Here is an 18086-nt window from a genome sequence, read left to right on the forward strand (position 1 = left end):
GGCTCCCGCTATCGCTTCGACTTCTTGTTCGACTTCTTGCTCGGCTTCTTGGCCTTGACCTTGCCGGTCGCCTTGGAGATCGCCGAGCCCGTGGTGTACCCGGACTTCGTGGCGGTCACCCGCACCGAGATCCGCTTGCCCTTGTCCTTCGCCGTGAGCCGGTACTTCGCCTTGGTCGCCTTGGCGATCGCCTTGCCCGAGCGCAGCCACTGGTACGACAGGCTGACGGCCGCGGGCGTCCAGGATCCGCCCTTCACCTTCAGCGTCTGCGCGACCCGCGCCTTGCCCGAGACGATCGGCAGCTTCGTGTTGCTGATCGCAGGTGTCGCGGGTGGCGGCGTCGGCGAGGTCGGGGTCGTCGGGGTGGTCGGAGTGGTCGGAGTGGTCGGCGGCAGCGGGTCGCACGTGTAGATCACGATGTCGTCCAGGAACCACCCGATCCTCGTGCCGCCGTCGTCGGCGCGCATCGTGAAGCTCGGCTTCACCACCGCGCCGGCGTAGGCGCTCAGGTCGAGCCGGCTGGCCAGGTATCCCCGGCTGTCCCCGACGAAGGCGCTCGCACCGCCCGACGGGTTCCCATAGTTGGAGTCGATGACGCCGTTGGGCCCGTTGACCCACGGCTGGCCAGCGGTGTCGACCGGGCCGCTCCCACTGTCGATCTCGACGGTCGCCCCGTCGTAGTACTCCGAGAGAGCTGGGTCGTGCTCGAGCAGGTGCCACTGCTGGAAGTGGAGGTACGACGGCTGGCCGCCGGGCAGCGTCACGCCCTGCGCCAGCGTCAGCGAGCTCGGCACGATCGACGCGGGACTGGTGGATCCCCAGGCAGCGGGTGCGGAGTGGGCGATGTCGCCCCACCCCGGGATGCCGCCGCGGTACCACGTGTAGCCGCTCACGAACTTCGAGGTCGCGTCGCCCGTCTCGCTGTCGAACAGCACCCGCGTCGTGGTGCCGGTGGGGCAGGCGGCGTCCGCGTCGGCGGGCTGCGGGTTCTGGGTCGGCGTCTGGCGGAGCTCGGTCGCCAGCGTCGCCGCGTGCACCGCGGTGCAGTCGTCGGCGGTGAAGCCGGATCCCGGCCTTGCGAGCAGGGCCTGGCAGCTCTGGTCGAGGACGAGCGCGAGGTCGGCGTAGTCGCTGCCCGAGGCAAGCGTCTGGTTCACCAGGAGCCAGAGCCGCGCCGACTTGATCAGGCCGGCGTCTCCGGCGTCGATGCCGGCGACCGTCTGGCCGTTGAACGTGTCGCCCTGCGAGATCAGGTACGCGGTCTTGTTCCCTACCCCGGAGTTGTAGTGCACTCCGTCGCTGTCGCCGTAGTAGGCGTAGGACGACTCGCGGACGTACAGGGGGCTCCCGGTCCGGTCAGGATCGCCCTTGGCCGTCGGGTTCTTCAGGTTGCGCAGTCCGGTCGGGTACCCCGGCACGTCCTCACCGAGCGCCCAGTCGGCATCGGACTCGACGCCGTGCCGCTGGTCGACGATCTCGCCCATGATGTCGGAGATGGACTCGTTGATCGCTCCCGACTGACCCCAGTAGAAGAGGTTGGAGGTGCGCTCGGTGACGCCGTGGGTCATCTCGTGGCCGACGACGTCGTCGGCGCCGGCGTATCCCTCGCCGTAGTACATCTGGGACCCGTTCCAGAAGGCGTTCTGGTAGCCGGGGCAGTCCGACGGCACCGGCGTCCCGGTCGGGCAGAGCCTGACCGTCTGCGCCAGCGCCTTGGTCATCCCGGGCACGCCGGTCACGGTGCGCCCGATCAGGTCCGTGAGGTCGACGCCGAGCTCGGCGTACAGGTCGGAGACGGGCTTCGCGAGATCGTAGGCCGCGTCGACCTCGACATCACCCGTCGCCGCGCCGCCCTCGACGCGGGCGTACGTCGGAGCGTTGCACGGCGGCGGTGCCCACCGGGCGTCGCGCGGGGTGTTGGCGTCGTTGCAGACCACTCGATCGAGGTGGTGGATCAGGTCGGCGTCCACCAGGATCGCGCCGGTGCGGTCGTCGACCAGGATCATCCGGCGCTCATCGGGACCGCGAGTCACCTCGAAGCGCCAGGCCGTCCGCGCCGGGAGCGTGTCGTCACCGCCGGTGAGGGCGGGGTCGACGAGCCAGCGGCCCCCCGACGCCACCCGCACGCCGGCTCCGCGACCGGCCGCCTTGACGAAGGACGAGCGGGCGAGATCGGCGGCTCGTTCCTCGCCGAGGAGCGCAGCGGCCACACCGGTCTCGTCGGATGTCCGGGACAGGACCGACGACAGCTCGCCGCCCTCCCGCAGACTGACCACGACCTGGCCGCCCAGCACCGGGACGCCGTCGACCTCCTGCTGATAGCGCGCCACGTCGCCCGCCGGCGTGGGGCGCGCGGAGACCCGTTCGAGCGTGGTGCCCGGTCGGGCGGCGCCGATCGCGGCGCCATACCGGCGGATCGCCGCGTCGGCGGCCGCGCCCGGCGAGGTCGTGGACGTCACCGCCGGGTTGTCGACCTCGGCCTTGGCGGGCACCCCGATGAAGTCGACCGTCCCGTCCTTCCCGAGACCACGGACGGTGAGGGGACGGTCGGCGTCGGCGTCCAGGCGCGCGAGGGCCTGGTCGACCGGGTCGGCCGCCTGGGCGGCCGGTGCGCCGACCGCGGCCAGGGCCCCGGCCGCGACGGCAAGGGCGAGAACGGGACGGACGATGGCATGCCGAAGTGGCACCTTGCCTCCTGGTCGGAGCTGGTCGAGTCGCCCTCAACCAGGGCGGGAACGCGACAGCGTACCGGCCCGAGCCGGGTGCCTAGGGGGGATTGCCGCTATGGGGAGTCGTGCACCCGATCAGCGGCCGACGGCGCGCTTGAGGGCGTCGGCGCGGTCGGTCCGCTCCCAGGTGAACTCGGGGAGCTCGCGCCCGAAGTGGCCGTACGCCGCGGTCTTGGCGTAGATGGGCCGCAGCAGGTCGAGGTCGCGGATGATCGCCGCGGGCCGGAGGTCGAACACCTCGAGCACGGCCTGCTGGATCTCCTCGTCGGAGACCGTACCGGTGCCGAAGGTCTCGACGAAGACGCCGACCGGCTGGGCCTTGCCGATCGCGTAGGCGACCTGCACCTCGCAGCGCCGGGCGAGGCCGGCGGCGACGACGTTCTTGGCGACCCAGCGCATGGCGTACGCCGCGGAGCGGTCGACCTTCGACGGGTCCTTGCCCGAGAAGGCGCCGCCGCCGTGACGGGCCATGCCGCCGTAGGTGTCGACGATGATCTTGCGGCCGGTCAGTCCGGCGTCGCCCATCGGGCCGCCGACGACGAAGCGGCCGGTCGGGTTGACCAGCAGGCGGTACCCCTCGGAGGGCAGGTCGAAGGAGGCGAGCACGGTGTCGATCACGTGCTTCTTCACGTCGGCCTCGAGCGTGTCGAGCTGGGTGTCCTCGTCATGCTGCGAGGAGAGCACCACGGTGTCGACGCGGACCGGGCGGTTGTCCTCGTCGTACTCGATGGTGACCTGGGTCTTGCCGTCGGGACGCAGGTAGGGCAGCGTGCCGTCCTTGCGGACCGCGGTGAGCCGCTCGGCGAGGCGCTGGGCCATCACGATCGGCAGCGGCATCAGGACGTCGGTGTCGTCGCAGGCGTAGCCGAACATCAGCCCCTGGTCGCCGGCGCCCTGCTTGTCCATCGCGTCGGTGGAGCCGGTGCGGCTCTCGTGGCCGGTGTCGACGCCCTGGGCGATGTCGCCGGACTGGCCGCCGATCGCGACCATGACGCCGCACGAGGCGCCGTCGAAGCCTTTGTGGGAGGAGTCGTAGCCGATCGCGAGGATCTTGTCCCGCACCTTCTGCTTGATGTCGACGTACCCGGTCGTGGTGACCTCGCCCGCGACCACGACGAGCCCGGTCGTCAGCAGGGTCTCGACGGCCACCCGGCTGTGCGGGTCCTGCTCGAGCATCGCGTCGAGGACCGAGTCGCTGATCTGGTCGGCGATCTTGTCGGGGTGGCCCTCGGTCACCGACTCAGAGGTGAAGAGACGTCCGGTCACTACTGCTCCTAGCTGTGTGTTGCGCTTCCGGCACACCTTAACCGGCGTACCGCATGTCGGACGGGGAGTCTCAGCGGCTCAGGAGAGCCGAGCGGCGACCTGATCCCAGATCACGTGGGCGAGCGCGGACTTCGAGCCGCGCGGCACCTCGACCGCCGAGCCGTCGGCGCCGAGCACGACCGCCTCGTTGTCGGGGCTGCCGAACACCGCTCCCCCAGTGACGTCGTTGACCACGAGCAGGTCGCAGCCCTTGCGGGCGAGCTTGGCCCGCGCGAGGTCGAGCACCGATCCGGTGTCGTCGCCGGTCTCGGCCGCGAAGCCCACGATCACCTGGCCGGTGCGGGCCCGCTCGGTGCTGATCTCGTGGAGGATGTCGGGGTTCTGGGTCAGCTCGATCGGGGGCGCGGACCCGTCGGCGGCCCGCTTGATCTTCGCGTCGCTGACCGAGACCGGCCGGAAGTCCGCCGGCGCCGCCGCCATCACCACCGAGTCGGCCGACGCGGCCGCCGCCACGACCTCCTCGCGCAGCTGGGCGGTCGTCTCGACGCGGACCACCTTGACCCCGGCGGGGTCGGGCAGCGTCACGTTGGCGGCGATCAGGGTCACCTCGGCGCCGCGCGCGGCCGCGGCCCTGGCGAGCGCGTGGCCCTGCAGTCCGGAGGACCGGTTGCCGAGGAAGCGCACCGGGTCGAGGTACTCACGGGTGCCGCCGGCGGAGACCACGACGCGGCGGCCGGCCAGGTCGGGGGTCGTCGTACCGCGGGTCAGCACCTCGCGACAGACCTCGAAGATCTCGTCGGGCTCCGGCAGCCGGCCCTTGCCGGTGTCCTTGCCGGTGAGCCGGCCCTCGGCCGGCTCGATCACCAGGACGCCGCGCTCGCGCAGCGTGGCGACGTTGGCGCGGGTGGCGGGGTGCTCCCACATCTCGGTGTGCATCGCCGGGGCGAAGACGACCGGACAGCGCGCCGTGAGCAGCGTGCTCGTCAGCAGGTCATCGGCCTGCCCGTGCGTGGCCTTGGCCAGCAGGTCGGCGGTGGCCGGAGCGATCACCACGAGATCGGCCTCCTGGCCGATCCGCACGTGCGGGACCTCGTGGACACCGGTCCACACGTCGGTGGCGACCGGCTTGCCGGACAGCGCCGCCCACGTCGGGGCACCCACGAACTCCAGGGCCGCGGCGGTCGGCACCACGGTCACGTCGTGGCCCGACTCGGTGAACCGGCGCAGCAGCTCGGCGGCCTTGTACGCCGCGATGCCGCCGGACACCCCGAGAACGACACGAGGCCGCCCCCCGGAGGAGACGGCCGTGTCGTGGGCGTGGGCCTCGGTCATCGGACCGGGCGGATCACTCGCTCGCCTGGTCCGCATCAGCGGCGGCGGCCTTGGCGGCCTCCTCCGCGGCGAGCTCGGCGGGGTCGATGTCCTCGCAGATCAGCAGGTCGTCGTTGATCTCGCGCAGCGCGATCGAGAGCGGCTTCTCCTGCACGTGGGTGTCCACGAGCGGGCCGACGTACTCGAGCAGGCCCTCGCCGAGCTGCGAGTAGTAGGCGTTGATCTGCCGGGCGCGCTTGGCGCTGAAGAGGACCAGCTTGTACTTGCTGTCGGTCTTGGAGAGCAGGTCGTCGATCGAGGGGTTGGTGACACCCTCGGCGGCGATGGTGGGGGCAGACACGCTAAAGCCTCACAGATCTGTTGGGGATTGCGTCATCAAGGCTACCAACTCCTCCGCGGCAGCGTGAACTTCGTGGTTGACGATGCTCACGTCGAACTCGGCCTCGGCGGCCAGCTCCTCCCGGGCGGTCTCGAGCCGACGCTCGCGCTCCTCCTCGGTCTCCGTGCCGCGCCCGACGAGCCGGCGTACGAGCTCCTCCCACGACGGCGGCTTGAGGAAGACGAACAGCGCGTCCGGCATCGTCTCCCGGACCTGTCGGGCCCCCTGGAGATCGATCTCGAGCATGGCGGGCCGCCCGGCGGCGAGCGCCTCCTCGACCGGCTGCCGGGGGGTGCCGTAGCGCGCGGCCTTGTGGACCACGGCCCACTCCAGCAGCTCGCCGCGCTCGATCATCTCGTCGAACCGGACATCGTCGACGAACCAGTAGTGCACGCCGTCCTGCTCCCCCGGCCGCGGCGCGCGCGTCGTCGCCGAGACCGAGAGCCAGACCTCCGGGTGGCGGCGGCGTACGTCGGCGGCGACGGTGCCCTTGCCGACGGCGGTGGGTCCGGCGAGCACCACGAGCCGCGAACGGCCCGCGTCGCCGGGCGCCTCGTCAGTCACGCGAGGCGAACTCCTTCTCGAGCGCCGCGACCTGCTTGGTGCCCAGCCCGCGGACCCGGCGACTCTCGGCGATGCCGAGCCGCTCCATGAGCTGGCGGGCGCGGACCTTGCCGAGCCCCGGCATCGACTGGAGGAGGTCGACGACCTTCATCTTGCCGATGACCTCGTTGCGCTGGCCCTCCTCGATGACCTCGGAGATCGAGGCACCCGAGTTCTTCAGCCGGTTCTTGACCTCGGCCCGCTCCCTCCGGGATGCGGCGGCCTTGTCGAGAGCCGCCTGGCGCTGTTCGGGAGTGAGGGGAGGCAGAGCCACGAGCGTGGTCCTTCTGAGTCGGTGGTCGGTGCGCTGCCGCTGGGCGGCAGGTGGCTCAATCTAGTCAGAACCGTCCGCGGGCAGCAATCGGGGTCTAGTGCCGTGCGTCAGAAGTTCTGGTGCGCTTCGCGCACCCATGGCACGCACTCTGCGGCGTTGCCGTCGCTCGCTAGACGAACGGGTATGGCATCGCTCCGGCGCCTGGCAGCGCACGCACCCTGAGCACGCCAACCGTGCCACAACTTCCGACGCACGACACTAGTGGGTTGCGGTTCCTCGTTTCCCCGGCTGCCCGGGGAAACGAGGACGACACGCCGAGCCCGCGCGGGGCGGTCAGGGAAGGCGAGCGCGACACGCCGTGGCGGACCGGCGTGTCGCGCTCGGGTCGCCTGACCGTGGTCCGGACTCGGCGCGGATCCTCAGAGCGTCAGCGGGGTGTGGCAGACGTCGCGCGCCTGCTGGTCGAGCTCCTGCAGCGCCTGCACGGTCTCCGCACTGCCCACGCGGCCGGCCGCATCCGCGATCGCCCGCTGCTGCGCCTTCGTGAGGCCGGGTGGCGGCTTCGCGGGGTCGTACGTCGCGGCGTCGACCCCGGCGTCGTCGAGCGCCCGCCGGAGGCCCTCGATGCTGCCGACGACCTGCTGCCACTCGTCGGCGATGTCCGACGGTGCCTCGTCCGCGAGGTCGCGGAGGACGTCGAGCGCGCGGAGCAGGGCGTCGGGGTGTCCGGCGCCGAGGGTCTCGCTGAGCTCCTCCTGGTGGTCGGCGACCGCGTCGCAGTAGGCGTCCTGGTCCGACCCGCAGCCGATGAGCAGGGCGGCCGCGAGGGCGAGTGCGAGGAGTCCCCTCACCCCCGCAGCTCGTCGTTGGTGCTGCGGACGAGGTCCCGCATCGCGGCGGGGTCGGGGCCGGCCCGCAGCACCTCGCGGGAGGAGCTCGGCAGCACGGCGGCGGCCTTGCCGAACAGCCGGCGTACGTCGGCGGCCGTGCCGCCCTGGGCGCCGTAGCCCGGCGCCAGGATCGGGCCGTTGAAGGCGAGGTCCTCGTCGGTCGACCCGATCGTGGCCCCGACCACCGCGCCGAACGAGCCGAGCGGCGCGGCGCCCTCGTTGAGCTCGCGCAGCTGGTCGAGGACCCGACCGGCCACCGTGCGACCGTCGTCGGTGCGGGCGTGCTGCACCTCGGGGCCCTCCACGTTCGAGGTCAGCGCGAGCACGAACACACCGGCGTCGTGGGTGCGCGCCGTGTCGAGGACCGGGGTGAGCGAGCCGAAGCCGAGGAACGGGCTCACCGTGATCGCGTCCACCGCCAGCGGGGAGCTCGGGTCGAGGTACGCGTCGGCGTACGCCTGGCTGGTCGAGCCGATGTCGCCGCGCTTGACGTCGAGCAGCACGAGCGCCCCCGCCGCGCGGGACTCCGCGATCACCCGCTCGAGCACGGCGATGCCCCGGCTGCCGAACCGCTCGTAGAAGGCCGACTGCGGCTTGACGACCGAGGCGTAGGGCGCGACCGCCTCGACGGCGCCCAGCGCGAACCGCTCCAGCCCCGCGACGTCGTCGTCGAGCCCCCACTCGCGCAGCAGCGCGGCGTGCGGGTCGATGCCGACGCAGAACGGCCCGCGGTCGGCCTGGGCGGCGTGGAGGCGAGATCCGAAGGTCATGTCAGTTCCTCTCTTCGGCACCGGAGACGGCACTGCCGAACCTACGATGCGGCGCGTGGATGGCAACTCGTTCCGCGATCGCGTCGACGCACGCATCGGGTCCGAGCTCGACCGGCGCCTGGTCGATCGGCTGGTCGGGACCGGCGGACGTGCCCGCCGGGTGGCGCGGGTCGCGTCGTACCTGATGGCGACGGCGGTGTACGCCGCCCTGCTCTGCCTGCTCGTCGCGGGCGGCGCGCTCCTGCTGCTGGGCGACAACTGGGTGCAGCGGGCGCTCGGCGTCCTGCCGCTGCTGCCGATGGTGGCCCTGCTCCTCCCGAGGCGCTCGGACGAGGTGCTGCACGAGGTCGGTGGGGAGGCCGCACCGACGTTCACGGCGCTGCTCGCCGAGGTGGGGCAGGCGCTGGGCACCCAGCCGCCGACGTACGTCGCCGTCTCCGAGGACATCAACGCGTTCGCGGGCCGACGCGGGCTCCGCGAGCGCCGCCTGGTCGTGGGCGCCCCGCTGTGGGCGGCGTTGGACTGGCCGGGCCGGCTCGCGCTGCTCGGGCATGAGCTGGGGCACTTCTCGAACCGGGACGTCGTGCACGGACGCTACGTCTGGTGGGCCGGGGTGACGGTCAGCACGTGGATCGACCTGCTCACCCCCCACGGGCTCATCAGCACCGAGGGCCGGACACCGGTCTTCGCGACGATCACCACGGCGCCGCTTCGGCTCCCACTCGTCGGCTACATCAGCGTGATGTGGAAGGTGCACGCGGCCGCCTCCCGTCACGACGAGCTGCGCGCCGACACGGCCGCGGCTGCCCTGGCCGGGACGCCCGGGGTCGTGGAGATGCTCGAGAGCATCCTGCTGTCCGACCTCATCGACGTCGCCGCCAACCGGGCAGCGATCGACCCGCGGCGTCCTGATCTCGAACTCGAGATCAGGACGCGGATCGAGGGCGTCAGCGAGGCGGCGCGCCGTGCTCTCCCCGCCTCCGGCGAGGAGAGCAGCGTCGATCGCACGCACCCGAGCACCATCGATCGGCTGCGGCTGCAGGAGTCGCTGCCACCGGCCCCGCCCACGATCACGATGGACGACGATCGGGTCGCGAGGATCGAGGCCGAGCTGCGCCCGATGACGGCCGCCGCCCTGAAGCGGACGGCCGACGGCTACCGTCACGTCTGGTGAGCCGCTCGGGGTGCTCACCCCGCCACACCTCGGACGATCCGGCGCGGCCATAGCGGGCCTTCGTAGATGAACGCCGTGTAGCCCTGCAGCAGGGTCGCCCCGGCGTCGAGCCGGGCCCGCGCGTCGGCGACCGTGGTGATGCCGCCGACGCCGATCAGCGTCAGGTCCGGGCCGACCCGGTCGCGCAGCAGGCGCAGCACGTCGAGCGAGCGCTCGGTGAGCGGCCGGCCTGACAGCCCGCCAGCACCGACCCGCTCGACCTCGGCGGCGGGCGTGCGCAGGTCCGCGCGGGAGATCGTGGTGTTGGTGGCGATGATGCCGTCGAGGCCGATCGCGAGCGCCATGTCGGCGACCGCGAGCACGTCGTCGTCGGCCAGGTCGGGCGCGATCTTGACCAGCATCGGCACCCGCTTCGCGGTGACCTGGTCGGCGGTGCGGCGCACGTGCTCGAGCAGGGGCTGGAGCTTCTCGACCGCCTGGAGGTTGCGCAGGCCGGGCGTGTTGGGCGAGCTGACGTTGACCACCAGGTAGTCGGCGTGCGGGGCCAGCAGCCTCGTGCTCTTGCCGTAGTCGGCCTCGACCGCGACCTGGTCGTCGTCGGGCACCACCTTGGTCTTGCCGATGTTCACGCCCAGGACGGGGCCTCCCCCCGAGCCGGCGCGGCGGCGGCCGCGGGCCGCCAGCCGGGCGGCGACCACCTCGGCACCGTCGTTGTTGAAGCCCATCCGGTTCACGACCGCGCGGTCGCCGGGCAGCCGGAACAGCCGCGGCTTCGGGTTGCCGGGCTGCCCCTCCCCGGTCACCGTGCCGATCTCGACGTGCCCGAAGCCGAGCGCGGCCAGGCCGTCGATGCCGACGGCGTTCTTGTCGAAGCCGGCGGCCAGGCCCAGGAGGTTGGGGAAGGTCAGGCCGAGCGCACGCACCGGCTCCCCCGGCGTAGGTCGAAGTGCGGTGACCGGTCGCGCGGCCCGGATCGCCCGGAACGCCGTGTGGTGGGCGCGCTCGGGGTCGGTGCGGGTCAGCGCGTGGTCGAAGAGGAGTCGGTACGTCATCGGCGTGCCCAGTCCTGGAGCGAGCGCACGCCGATCTCGCCCCGCCGCACCGCCTCGATGCCCTGCACCGCGGCACCGAGACCCTGGACCGTGGTGATGCACGGGATGTTGGCGACGACCGACGCCGTACGGATCTCGTAGCCGTCGGCCCGGGAGGACGAGCCGCTGGCCGAGCCGTTGGGAGTGTTGATCACCAGGTCGATGTCGCCGTCCAGGATCATCTGCACGGTCGTCGGCTCGCCGGCCGGCCCCTCGCCCTCGTAGTGCTTGCGGACGATCGCTGCCTGGACGCCGTTGCGCCGGAGCACCTCGGCGGTGCCCTGGGTCGCGAGGATCTCGAAGCCGTGGTCGGCGAGCACCTTGATCGGGAAGATCATGTGCCGCTTGTCGCGGTTCGCCATGCTCACGAAGACCTTGCCGCTGGTCGGGAGCGGTCCGAACGCGCCGGCCTGGGCCTTCGCGAACGCCGTACCGAAGTCGGCGTCGAAGCCCATCACCTCACCCGTCGACTTCATCTCGGGCCCGAGGACGGTGTCGACCTGCCTGCCGTCGGGGGTCCGGAACCGGTTGAACGGCATCACGGCCTCCTTGACCGCGATCGGCTGGTCGGGCGGCAGCGTGCCACCGTCGCCGGCCGCAGGCAGCACCCCGGCGGCGCGCAGCGACGCGATCGACTCCCCCATCATCACCCGGGCCGCGGCCTTCGCCAGCGGCGTCGCGGTCGCCTTCGACACGAACGGCACTGTGCGCGACGCACGCGGGTTGGCCTCCAGGACGTACAGCACGTCCGACCCGAGCGCGAACTGGATGTTGAGCAGCCCGCGTACCCCGACCCCGCGCGCGATCCCCTCGGTCGCCTCACGGATCCGGCGGATCTCGCTGTCGCCCAGGGTGATCGGCGGCAGCGCGCACGAGGAGTCGCCGGAGTGGATGCCGGCCTCCTCGATGTGCTCCATCACGCCGCCGAGGAAGAGCTCCTCGCCGTCGTAGAGCGCGTCGACGTCGATCTCGACCGCGTCGTCGATGAACCGGTCGACCAGCACCGGGTGCTCCGGGCCGATCTCGGTGGCGCGCTCGATGTAGCCCTCGAGCGCGGCGTCGTCGTACACGATCTCCATGCCGCGGCCGCCGAGGACGTACGACGGGCGCACCAGCACCGGGTAGCCGATCCCGGCGGCGATCCGCTGCGCGTCGGCGTACGACGTCGCCATGCCGTGCTTGGGCGCCGGCAGGCCGGCGTCCGCCAGCACGCGGCCGAAGGCGCCGCGCTCCTCGGCGAGGTGGATCGCCTCGGGCTGGGTGCCGACGACCGTGACGCCGTTGTCCTTGAGCGCCTGCGCGAGCCCGAGCGGGGTCTGGCCGCCGAGCTGGCAGATCACGCCCGCGACCGGCCCGGCCTGCTCCTCGGCGTGGACGATCTCGAGCACGTCCTCCAGGGTCAACGGCTCGAAGTAGAGCCGGTCGGAGGTGTCGTAGTCGGTCGAGACGGTCTCGGGGTTGCAGTTGACCATCACGGTCTCGTAGCCCGACCCGCCCTTGCTGTGCGAGAGCGCCAGGCTCGCGTGCACGCACGAGTAGTCGAACTCGATGCCCTGGCCGATCCGGTTGGGCCCGGAGCCGAGGATGATCACGGCCGGCCGCTCCCGCGGCGCGACCTCGGTCTCCTCGTCGTAGGAGGAGTAGTGGTACGGCGTGGCCGCGGCGAACTCGGCCGCGCAGGTGTCGACGGTCTTGTAGACCGGCCGGATGCCCAGCGCGTGCCGAACCCCGCGCACGACGTCGGCCGCCATGCCGCGGATCTTGCCGATCTGGACGTCGGAGAAGCCGTGCCGCTTGGCCTTGCGCAGCAGCGCGGGCGTGAGCTCGGGCGCGGCGGTGACCTCGGCGGCGACCTCGTTGATCAGCATCAGCTGATCGACGAACCACGGGTCGATCCCGGTCGCATCGAAGATCTCCTCGGGCGTCGCCCCGGCCCGGATCGCGTCCATCACCCGCTTGAGCCGACCGTCGTGGGGCGTGCGGATCTGCTCCAGCAGCGCGATCTTGTCGAGCTCGACCCACTCCTGGTGCCAGTCGAACAGCGCGGCCCCCTTCCCCGATGAAGGAGCCTCCAGGGAGCGCAGGGCCTTCTGCAGCGCCTCGGTGAAGTTGCGGCCGATCGCCATCGCCTCGCCGACCGACTTCATGTGCGTGGTCAGCGTCGGGTCCGCGCCCGGGAACTTCTCGAACGCGAACCGCGGCACCTTGACCACGACGTAGTCGAGCGTGGGCTCGAACGCCGCCGGCGTGCTCTGCCCGTCGTCGCGGGTCGTGATGTCGTTGGGGATCTCGTCGAGCGTGTAGCCGATCGCCACCTTGGCCGCGATCTTGGCGATCGGGAAGCCGGTCGCCTTGGAGGCGAGCGCGGAGGACCGTGACACCCGGGGGTTCATCTCGATGACGATCACCCGGCCGTCGCGCGGGTTGACGGCGTACTGGATGTTGCAGCCGCCGGTGTCGACGCCGACCTCGCGGATGATGCCGATCGCCAGGTCGCGCAGGTGCTGGTACTCGCGGTCGGTGAGGGTCATCGCCGGTGCGACGGTGATCGAGTCGCCGGTGTGCACGCCCATCGGGTCGAGGTTCTCGATCGAGCAGATGATGACGACGTTGTCGGCCTGGTCGCGCATCACCTCCAGCTCGTACTCCTTCCACCCGATGATCGACTCCTCGATCAGCACCTCGGTGGTCGGGCTGGCGGCGAGGCCGGCGCCGGCGATGCGGGCCAGGTCGCCCTCGTCGTAGGCGATGCCGGAGCCGGTGCCGCCCATGGTGAACGACGGGCGCACCACGACCGGGTAGCCGAGCTCGGCGACGGCCTTCTCGCAGTCGTCGAGCGAGTGGCACACGAAGCTGCGGGCGACCTCGCCGCCGACCTTCTCGACGATCGCGTTGAAGAGCTCGCGGTTCTCGCCGCGATGGATCGCCTCGAAGCTCGCGCCGATCATCTCGACGCCGTACTTCTCGAGCACGCCGCGTTCGTGCAGCGCGATCGCGGCGTTGAGCGCGGTCTGGCCGCCGAGCGTCGGCAGCAGCGCGTCGGGGCGCTCCTGGGCGATCACCTTCTCGACGAACTCCGGCGTGATCGGCTCGACGTACGTCGCGTCGGCGAACTCGGGGTCGGTCATGATCGTGGCCGGGTTGGAGTTCACCAGGACGACCCGGATGCCCTCCTCCTTGAGCACCCGGCAGGCCTGGGTGCCCGAGTAGTCGAACTCGCACGCCTGGCCGATGATGATCGGCCCGGAGCCGATCACCATGACCGACTTGATGTCCTCGCGCTTCGGCATCAGGCGTCCTTCCCGTCTGTGGTGGTTTCGAGGCTCGTCGCTTGCGCTCCTCGCACCTCAACCACCGGTTCGGTGGTTGAGGAAGGCGCGCTAGCGCCTGTCTCGAAACCACCCATCAGCTCCACGAACCGGTCGAAGAGGTACGCCGCGTCGTGCGGTCCGGCGGCGGCCTCGGGGTGGTACTGGACCGAGAAGCCCTTGAGCCGCCCGGACCCGTCGCGGAGCTCGAGGCCCTCGACCACGTCGTCGTTGAGGCACACGTGGCTGACGCTCGCCTCGCCGTACGGCGTGGTCGTGGACCCGTCGAGCGGGGCGTCGACCGCGAAGCCGTGGTTGTGCGCGGTCACCTCGGTCTTGCCGGTCGTGCGGTCCAGCACGGGCTGGTTGATGCCGCGGTGGCCGTACTTGAGCTTGTAGGTGCCGAAGCCCAGGGCCCGACCGAAGAGCTGGTTGCCGAAGCAGATCCCGAAGTACGGGATCCCCTCGGCCAGCGCGCTCTGCAGCACCTCGACCTGGTGGGTGGTCGCGGCGGGGTCGCCGGGGCCGTTGGAGTAGAACAGCCCGTCGGGGTTCACCGCCGTGATCTCCTCGAGCGTCGCCGTCGCGGGCAGCACGTGCACCTCGACGCCGCGCTCGGCCAGCCGGCGCGGCGTCATCGACTTGATGCCGAGGTCCAGCGCGGCGACCGTCAGCCGCTTCGGTCCGATCGCGGGCACGACGTACGCCTCCCCCGTCGAGACCTCGGAGGCGAGCTCGGAGCCGGCCATCTCGCCCGACGCACGCACCCGGTCGAGCAGCGCCGCCGGGTCGGTCTCGGTCGAGGAGATGCCGACCCGCATCGCGCCCCGCTCGCGCAGGTGCCGGGTCAGCGCCCGGGTGTCGATGCCGGAGATGCCGACCACGCCCTGGCCGCGCAGCTCGTCGTCGAGCGACCGGGTCGCGCGCCAGTTGGAGACCCGCCGGGCGGGGTCGCGCACGACGTACCCGGCCACCCAGATGCGTCGGCTCTCCGGGTCCTCGTCGTTGACGCCGGTGTTGCCGATGTGCGGCGCGGTCATCACGACGACCTGGCGGTGGTAGGACGGGTCGGTGAGCGTCTCCTGGTAGCCGGTCATGCCGGTGTTGAAGACCGCCTCGCCGAAGGTCTCGCCCGCGGCGCCGTAGGACTCGCCCCGGAAGGTGCGGCCGTCCTCGAGGACGAGGATCGCGCCGCTCATGCCAGCTCCCTCTCGACGCCCTGGGCGGGGCGGGGCGGCGGTGAGCCAGCAACCGAACCCCGACCCTGAACGGTTGCCTGCTCACCGCTGCCCGGCACCGACGCGGTGCGGCGGTGAGCCAGCAACCGAACGCCGACCGTGAACGGTTGCCTGCTCACCGCTGCCCGGACGATCACCGCGCTCATGCGAGCTTCCCGTCGAGCACGGTCGCCTTGCCGCGCAGGAACGTCGCGACCACCCGGCCCGGCAGCTCCATGCCGCGGTACGGCGTGTTGCGGCTCAGGCTGGCCGACGCCGACGGCTCGATGGTGCGGCGGGCACCGGGGTCGTAGAGCACCACGTTGGCGGGCTCGCCCACCTGGACCGGCCGGCCGTGCCGGTCGGAGACCCGGCCGATACGGGCCGGGGCGTAGGACATCCGCTCGGCGACGCCGGCCCAGTCGAGGCGACCGGGGTCGACCATGGTCTGCTGCACGATCGACAGCGCCGTCTCGAGCCCGAGCATCCCGAACGCCGCGGCCGCCCACTCGCAGTCCTTGTCCTCGTGCGGGTGCGGGGCGTGGTCGGTCGCGACGATGTCGATGGTGCCGTCGGCCAGGCCCTCCTGCAGCGCGGCGACGTCGGCGGCCGAGCGCAGCGGCGGGTTGACCTTGTAGATCGGGTCGTACGTCGCGGCGAGCTCGTCGGTGAGCAGCAGGTGGTGGGGGCAGGCCTCGGCCGTCACGTCGACGCCCTTGCCCTTGGCCCAGCGGATCAGCTCGACCGAGCCGCTGGTCGAGACGTGGCAGATGTGCAGCCGGGAGCCGACGTGCTGGGCCAGCAGCACGTCGCGGGCGATGATCGCCTCCTCGGCGACCGCGGGCCAGCCGGCGAGCCCGAGCCGGCCGGAGAGCTCGCCCTCGTTCATCTGGGCGTCCACGGTCAGCCGCGGCTCCTGCGCGTGCTGGGCGACGACGCCGTCGAAGGCCTTGACGTACTCCAGCGCGCGGCGCATCAGCACCGCGTCACTCACGCACCTGCCGTCGTCGGAGAAGACCCGCACGCGGGCGGCCGAGTCGGCCATCGCGCCCAGCTCGGCGAGCCGCTCGCCGTCGAGGCCGACCGTGACCGCGCCGACCGGGTAGACATCGCAGTAGCCCGCCTCGCGGCCCAGCCGCCAGACCTGCTCGACGACACCGGCCGTGTCGGCGACCGGCTCGGTGTTCGCCATCGCGTGCACGGCCGTGAAGCCGCCCAGGGCCGCGGCCCGGGTGCCGGTCTCGACGGTCTCGGCGTCCTCACGACCCGGCTCGCGCAGGTGGGTGTGCAGGTCGACCAGGCCGGGCAGCGCGATCAGGCCGGTCGCGTCGATCACCTCGGCGTCCGCCGGGGCGTCAGCCGGGTCGGCGATGACGCCGTCGCGGAGCAGCAGGTCGGACGGCGTACCGCCGACGACCGAGACGTTCTTGATCAGGTACGTGGTGCTCACTCTTCTCCTCCGACGGCGGGGGTGCTGCCGCCCAGCAGCAGGTACAGGACGGCCATCCGCACGGCGACGCCGTTGGTGACCTGCTCGACGATGACGGACCGGTCGCTGTCGGCGACGTCCGCGGTGATCTCCATGCCCCGGACCATCGGACCCGGGTGCATCACGATCGTGTGGTCCTGGAGCGTCGCCATCCGCTTGCCGTCGAGGCCGTAGCGGCGGGAGTACTCGCGCGCGGTCGGGAAGAACCCGCCGTGCATCCGCTCCCGCTGGACCCGCAGCATCATCACGGCGTCGGCCTTCGGGAGCGCCGCGTCGAGGTCGTAGGAGACCTCGACCGGCCAGGTCCCGACGCCGACCGGCAGCAGGGTGGGCGGCGCGACCAGGGTGACCTCGGCGCCGAGCGTGTGCAGCAGCAGCGCGTTCGAGCGCGCCACCCGGCTGTGCAGCACGTCGCCGACGATCACGATCCGCCGTCCGTCGATGCTCCGGGCCTGGCCCTGCCCCAGGTGTCGGCTCATCGTGAACGCGTCGAGCAGCGCCTGCGTCGGGTGCTCGTGGGTGCCGTCACCGCCGTTGACGACGCTGGAGCGGACCCAGCCCGAGTGCGCGAGCCGGTGCGGGGCACCGCTGGCGCCGTGGCGGACGACGACCGCGTCGGCACCCATCGCCTCGAGCGTCAGCGCGGTGTCCTTGAGGCTCTCGCCCTTGGACAGGCTCGAGCCCTTGGCGGCGAAGTTGATCACGTCGGCGGAGAGCCGCTTGGCCGCGGCCTCGAACGAGATGCGGGTGCGGGTGGAGTCCTCGAAGAAGAGGTTGACCACCGTGCGGCCGCGCAGCGCGGGCAGCTTCTTGATCGGCCGGTCCGCGAGCTCGCGGAGCTCGGCGGCGGTGCTCAGGATCAGTTCGGCGTCGGCCCGGCTCAGGTCGGCGGCGCTGAGCAGGTGCCGCTTCACGCCGGCACCTCCTGACCCGTGGTCTGGATCGTCACGGCGTCGGCGTCGTCGACGTCCGCGAGGGTGACCTTCACCCGCTCCACCAGCGAGGTCGGCAGGTTCTTGCCCACGAAGTCGGCACGGATCGGCAGCTCACGGTGGCCGCGGTCGACCAGCACCGCGAGCCGGACCGCCTTCGGCCGGCCGATGTCGTTGAGCGCGTCCAACGCCGCCCGGATGGTGCGGCCGGAGAACAGCACGTCGTCCACCAGCACCACGGTGCGGTCGTCGATGCCCTCCGGCGGGATCTCCGTCGGCAGCAGCGCGCGGGCGGGCTTCATCCGCAGGTCGTCGCGGTACATGGTCACGTCGAGCGACCCGACCGGCACGTCGTACCCCTCGACGGCGGCGATCCGCTCGGCGATCCGCCTCGCGAGAGGTACGCCGCGGCTCGGGATGCCGAGGAGGACGAGATCGTCGGCGCCCTTGTTGCGCTCGAGGATCTCGTGGGAGATGCGGGTCAACGCCCGCTGGATGTCACCGGCGTCGAGGACGACGCGTTGGGTCTCTGGGGGCGCAGGCAAGAGCCTCGGACCTCCTTCTCCGCCTCACGGGACGGCTCGTTAAAGGATGTCGAATCGGGTGTCACCCTACCGCGCGCACCGCGCGAT

At 71.9% G+C, this 18086-nt stretch carries 15 protein-coding genes; 1 reads left to right on the forward strand and 14 read right to left on the reverse strand.

Annotated features, from left to right (window positions below; translation table 11 throughout):
* Window positions 1-8: 8 nt before the first annotated feature.
* The 8 genes from KM427_RS14960 to pyrF form a co-directional block, all read right to left on the reverse strand.
* Window positions 9-2687, reverse strand: coding sequence for a M4 family metallopeptidase (locus KM427_RS14960; RefSeq protein ID WP_215524373.1), 2679 nt, complete (start codon window positions 2685-2687; stop codon window positions 9-11).
* 117 nt (window positions 2688-2804) lie between these two features.
* Window positions 2805-3995: a methionine adenosyltransferase gene (metK, locus tag KM427_RS14965; protein ID WP_183594284.1), complete on the reverse strand. Its 1191-nt coding sequence runs from the start codon at window positions 3993-3995 to the stop codon at window positions 2805-2807.
* A 78-nt stretch (window positions 3996-4073) separates the two neighbouring features.
* Entirely contained in the window at window positions 4074-5327 is a 1254-nt protein-coding gene (gene coaBC, locus KM427_RS14970) for a bifunctional phosphopantothenoylcysteine decarboxylase/phosphopantothenate--cysteine ligase CoaBC (RefSeq protein ID WP_183594283.1), read from the reverse strand.
* Between the two features lie 13 nt (window positions 5328-5340).
* Window positions 5341-5667: a DNA-directed RNA polymerase subunit omega gene (rpoZ, locus tag KM427_RS14975; protein WP_183594282.1), complete on the reverse strand. Its 327-nt coding sequence runs from the start codon at window positions 5665-5667 to the stop codon at window positions 5341-5343.
* A 9-nt stretch (window positions 5668-5676) separates the two neighbouring features.
* The gene (gene gmk, locus KM427_RS14980; RefSeq protein ID WP_183594281.1) at window positions 5677-6270 is read right to left on the reverse strand and encodes a guanylate kinase; all 594 of its coding nucleotides are present in this window, start codon (window positions 6268-6270) and stop codon (window positions 5677-5679) included.
* Complete coding sequence (gene mihF, locus KM427_RS14985; RefSeq protein WP_183594280.1) at window positions 6263-6583, reverse strand: integration host factor, actinobacterial type; 321 nt, start codon at window positions 6581-6583, stop codon at window positions 6263-6265. The genes gmk and mihF overlap by 8 nt, the downstream gene beginning before the upstream one ends.
* 419 nt (window positions 6584-7002) lie before the next feature.
* Window positions 7003-7434 (reverse strand): hypothetical protein, encoded by a 432-nt coding sequence (locus KM427_RS14990; protein ID WP_215524374.1) that lies wholly within the window; start codon window positions 7432-7434, stop codon window positions 7003-7005.
* Entirely contained in the window at window positions 7431-8243 is an 813-nt protein-coding gene (gene pyrF, locus KM427_RS14995; RefSeq protein ID WP_183594278.1) for an orotidine-5'-phosphate decarboxylase, read from the reverse strand. Before pyrF ends, KM427_RS14990 begins: the two co-directional genes overlap by 4 nt.
* 55 nt (window positions 8244-8298) lie before the next feature.
* Between pyrF and KM427_RS15000 the strand changes: the two genes are divergently transcribed.
* Window positions 8299-9417: a M48 family metallopeptidase gene (locus KM427_RS15000; protein ID WP_215524375.1), complete on the forward strand. Its 1119-nt coding sequence runs from the start codon at window positions 8299-8301 to the stop codon at window positions 9415-9417.
* A 14-nt stretch (window positions 9418-9431) separates the two neighbouring features.
* Here KM427_RS15000 and KM427_RS15005 read toward each other — a convergent pair whose 3' ends face one another.
* The 6 genes from KM427_RS15005 to pyrR form a co-directional block, all read right to left on the reverse strand.
* Entirely contained in the window at window positions 9432-10469 is a 1038-nt protein-coding gene (locus KM427_RS15005) for a quinone-dependent dihydroorotate dehydrogenase (protein ID WP_183594276.1), read from the reverse strand.
* Entirely contained in the window at window positions 10466-13798 is a 3333-nt protein-coding gene (carB, locus tag KM427_RS15010; protein ID WP_215524376.1) for a carbamoyl-phosphate synthase large subunit, read from the reverse strand. Before carB ends, KM427_RS15005 begins: the two co-directional genes overlap by 4 nt.
* Complete coding sequence (carA, locus tag KM427_RS15015; RefSeq protein ID WP_215524377.1) at window positions 13798-15015, reverse strand: glutamine-hydrolyzing carbamoyl-phosphate synthase small subunit; 1218 nt, start codon at window positions 15013-15015, stop codon at window positions 13798-13800. The genes carB and carA overlap by 1 nt, the downstream gene beginning before the upstream one ends.
* Before the next feature lie 181 nt (window positions 15016-15196).
* Window positions 15197-16483, reverse strand: coding sequence for a dihydroorotase (locus KM427_RS15020; RefSeq protein WP_215524378.1), 1287 nt, complete (start codon window positions 16481-16483; stop codon window positions 15197-15199).
* The gene (locus tag KM427_RS15025; protein WP_215524379.1) at window positions 16480-17436 is read right to left on the reverse strand and encodes an aspartate carbamoyltransferase catalytic subunit; all 957 of its coding nucleotides are present in this window, start codon (window positions 17434-17436) and stop codon (window positions 16480-16482) included. Before KM427_RS15025 ends, KM427_RS15020 begins: the two co-directional genes overlap by 4 nt.
* Window positions 17433-17999, reverse strand: a complete 567-nt coding sequence (pyrR, locus tag KM427_RS15030) for a bifunctional pyr operon transcriptional regulator/uracil phosphoribosyltransferase PyrR (RefSeq protein WP_183594271.1) — start codon at window positions 17997-17999, stop codon at window positions 17433-17435. Before pyrR ends, KM427_RS15025 begins: the two co-directional genes overlap by 4 nt.
* Window positions 18000-18086: the final 87 nt, after the last annotated feature.

This window comes from Nocardioides sp. LMS-CY (genome assembly GCF_018732145.1).
Lineage (GTDB): Bacteria > Actinomycetota > Actinomycetes > Propionibacteriales > Nocardioidaceae > Nocardioides > Nocardioides soli.

Excerpts from the sequence above, each read along its gene's own strand:
- pyrF (WP_183594278.1), bottom strand. The coding sequence starts at position 8,243 with ATGACCTTCGGATCTCGCCTCCACGCCGCCCAGGCCGACCGCGGGCCG.
- carB (WP_215524376.1), bottom strand. The coding sequence starts at position 13,798 with ATGCCGAAGCGCGAGGACATCAAGTCGGTCATGGTGATCGGCTCCGGG.
- coaBC (WP_183594283.1), bottom strand. The coding sequence starts at position 5,327 with ATGACCGAGGCCCACGCCCACGACACGGCCGTCTCCTCCGGGGGGCGG.
- carA (WP_215524377.1), bottom strand. The coding sequence starts at position 15,015 with ATGAGCGGCGCGATCCTCGTCCTCGAGGACGGCCGCACCTTCCGGGGC.
- KM427_RS15005 (WP_183594276.1), bottom strand. The coding sequence starts at position 10,469 with ATGACGTACCGACTCCTCTTCGACCACGCGCTGACCCGCACCGACCCC.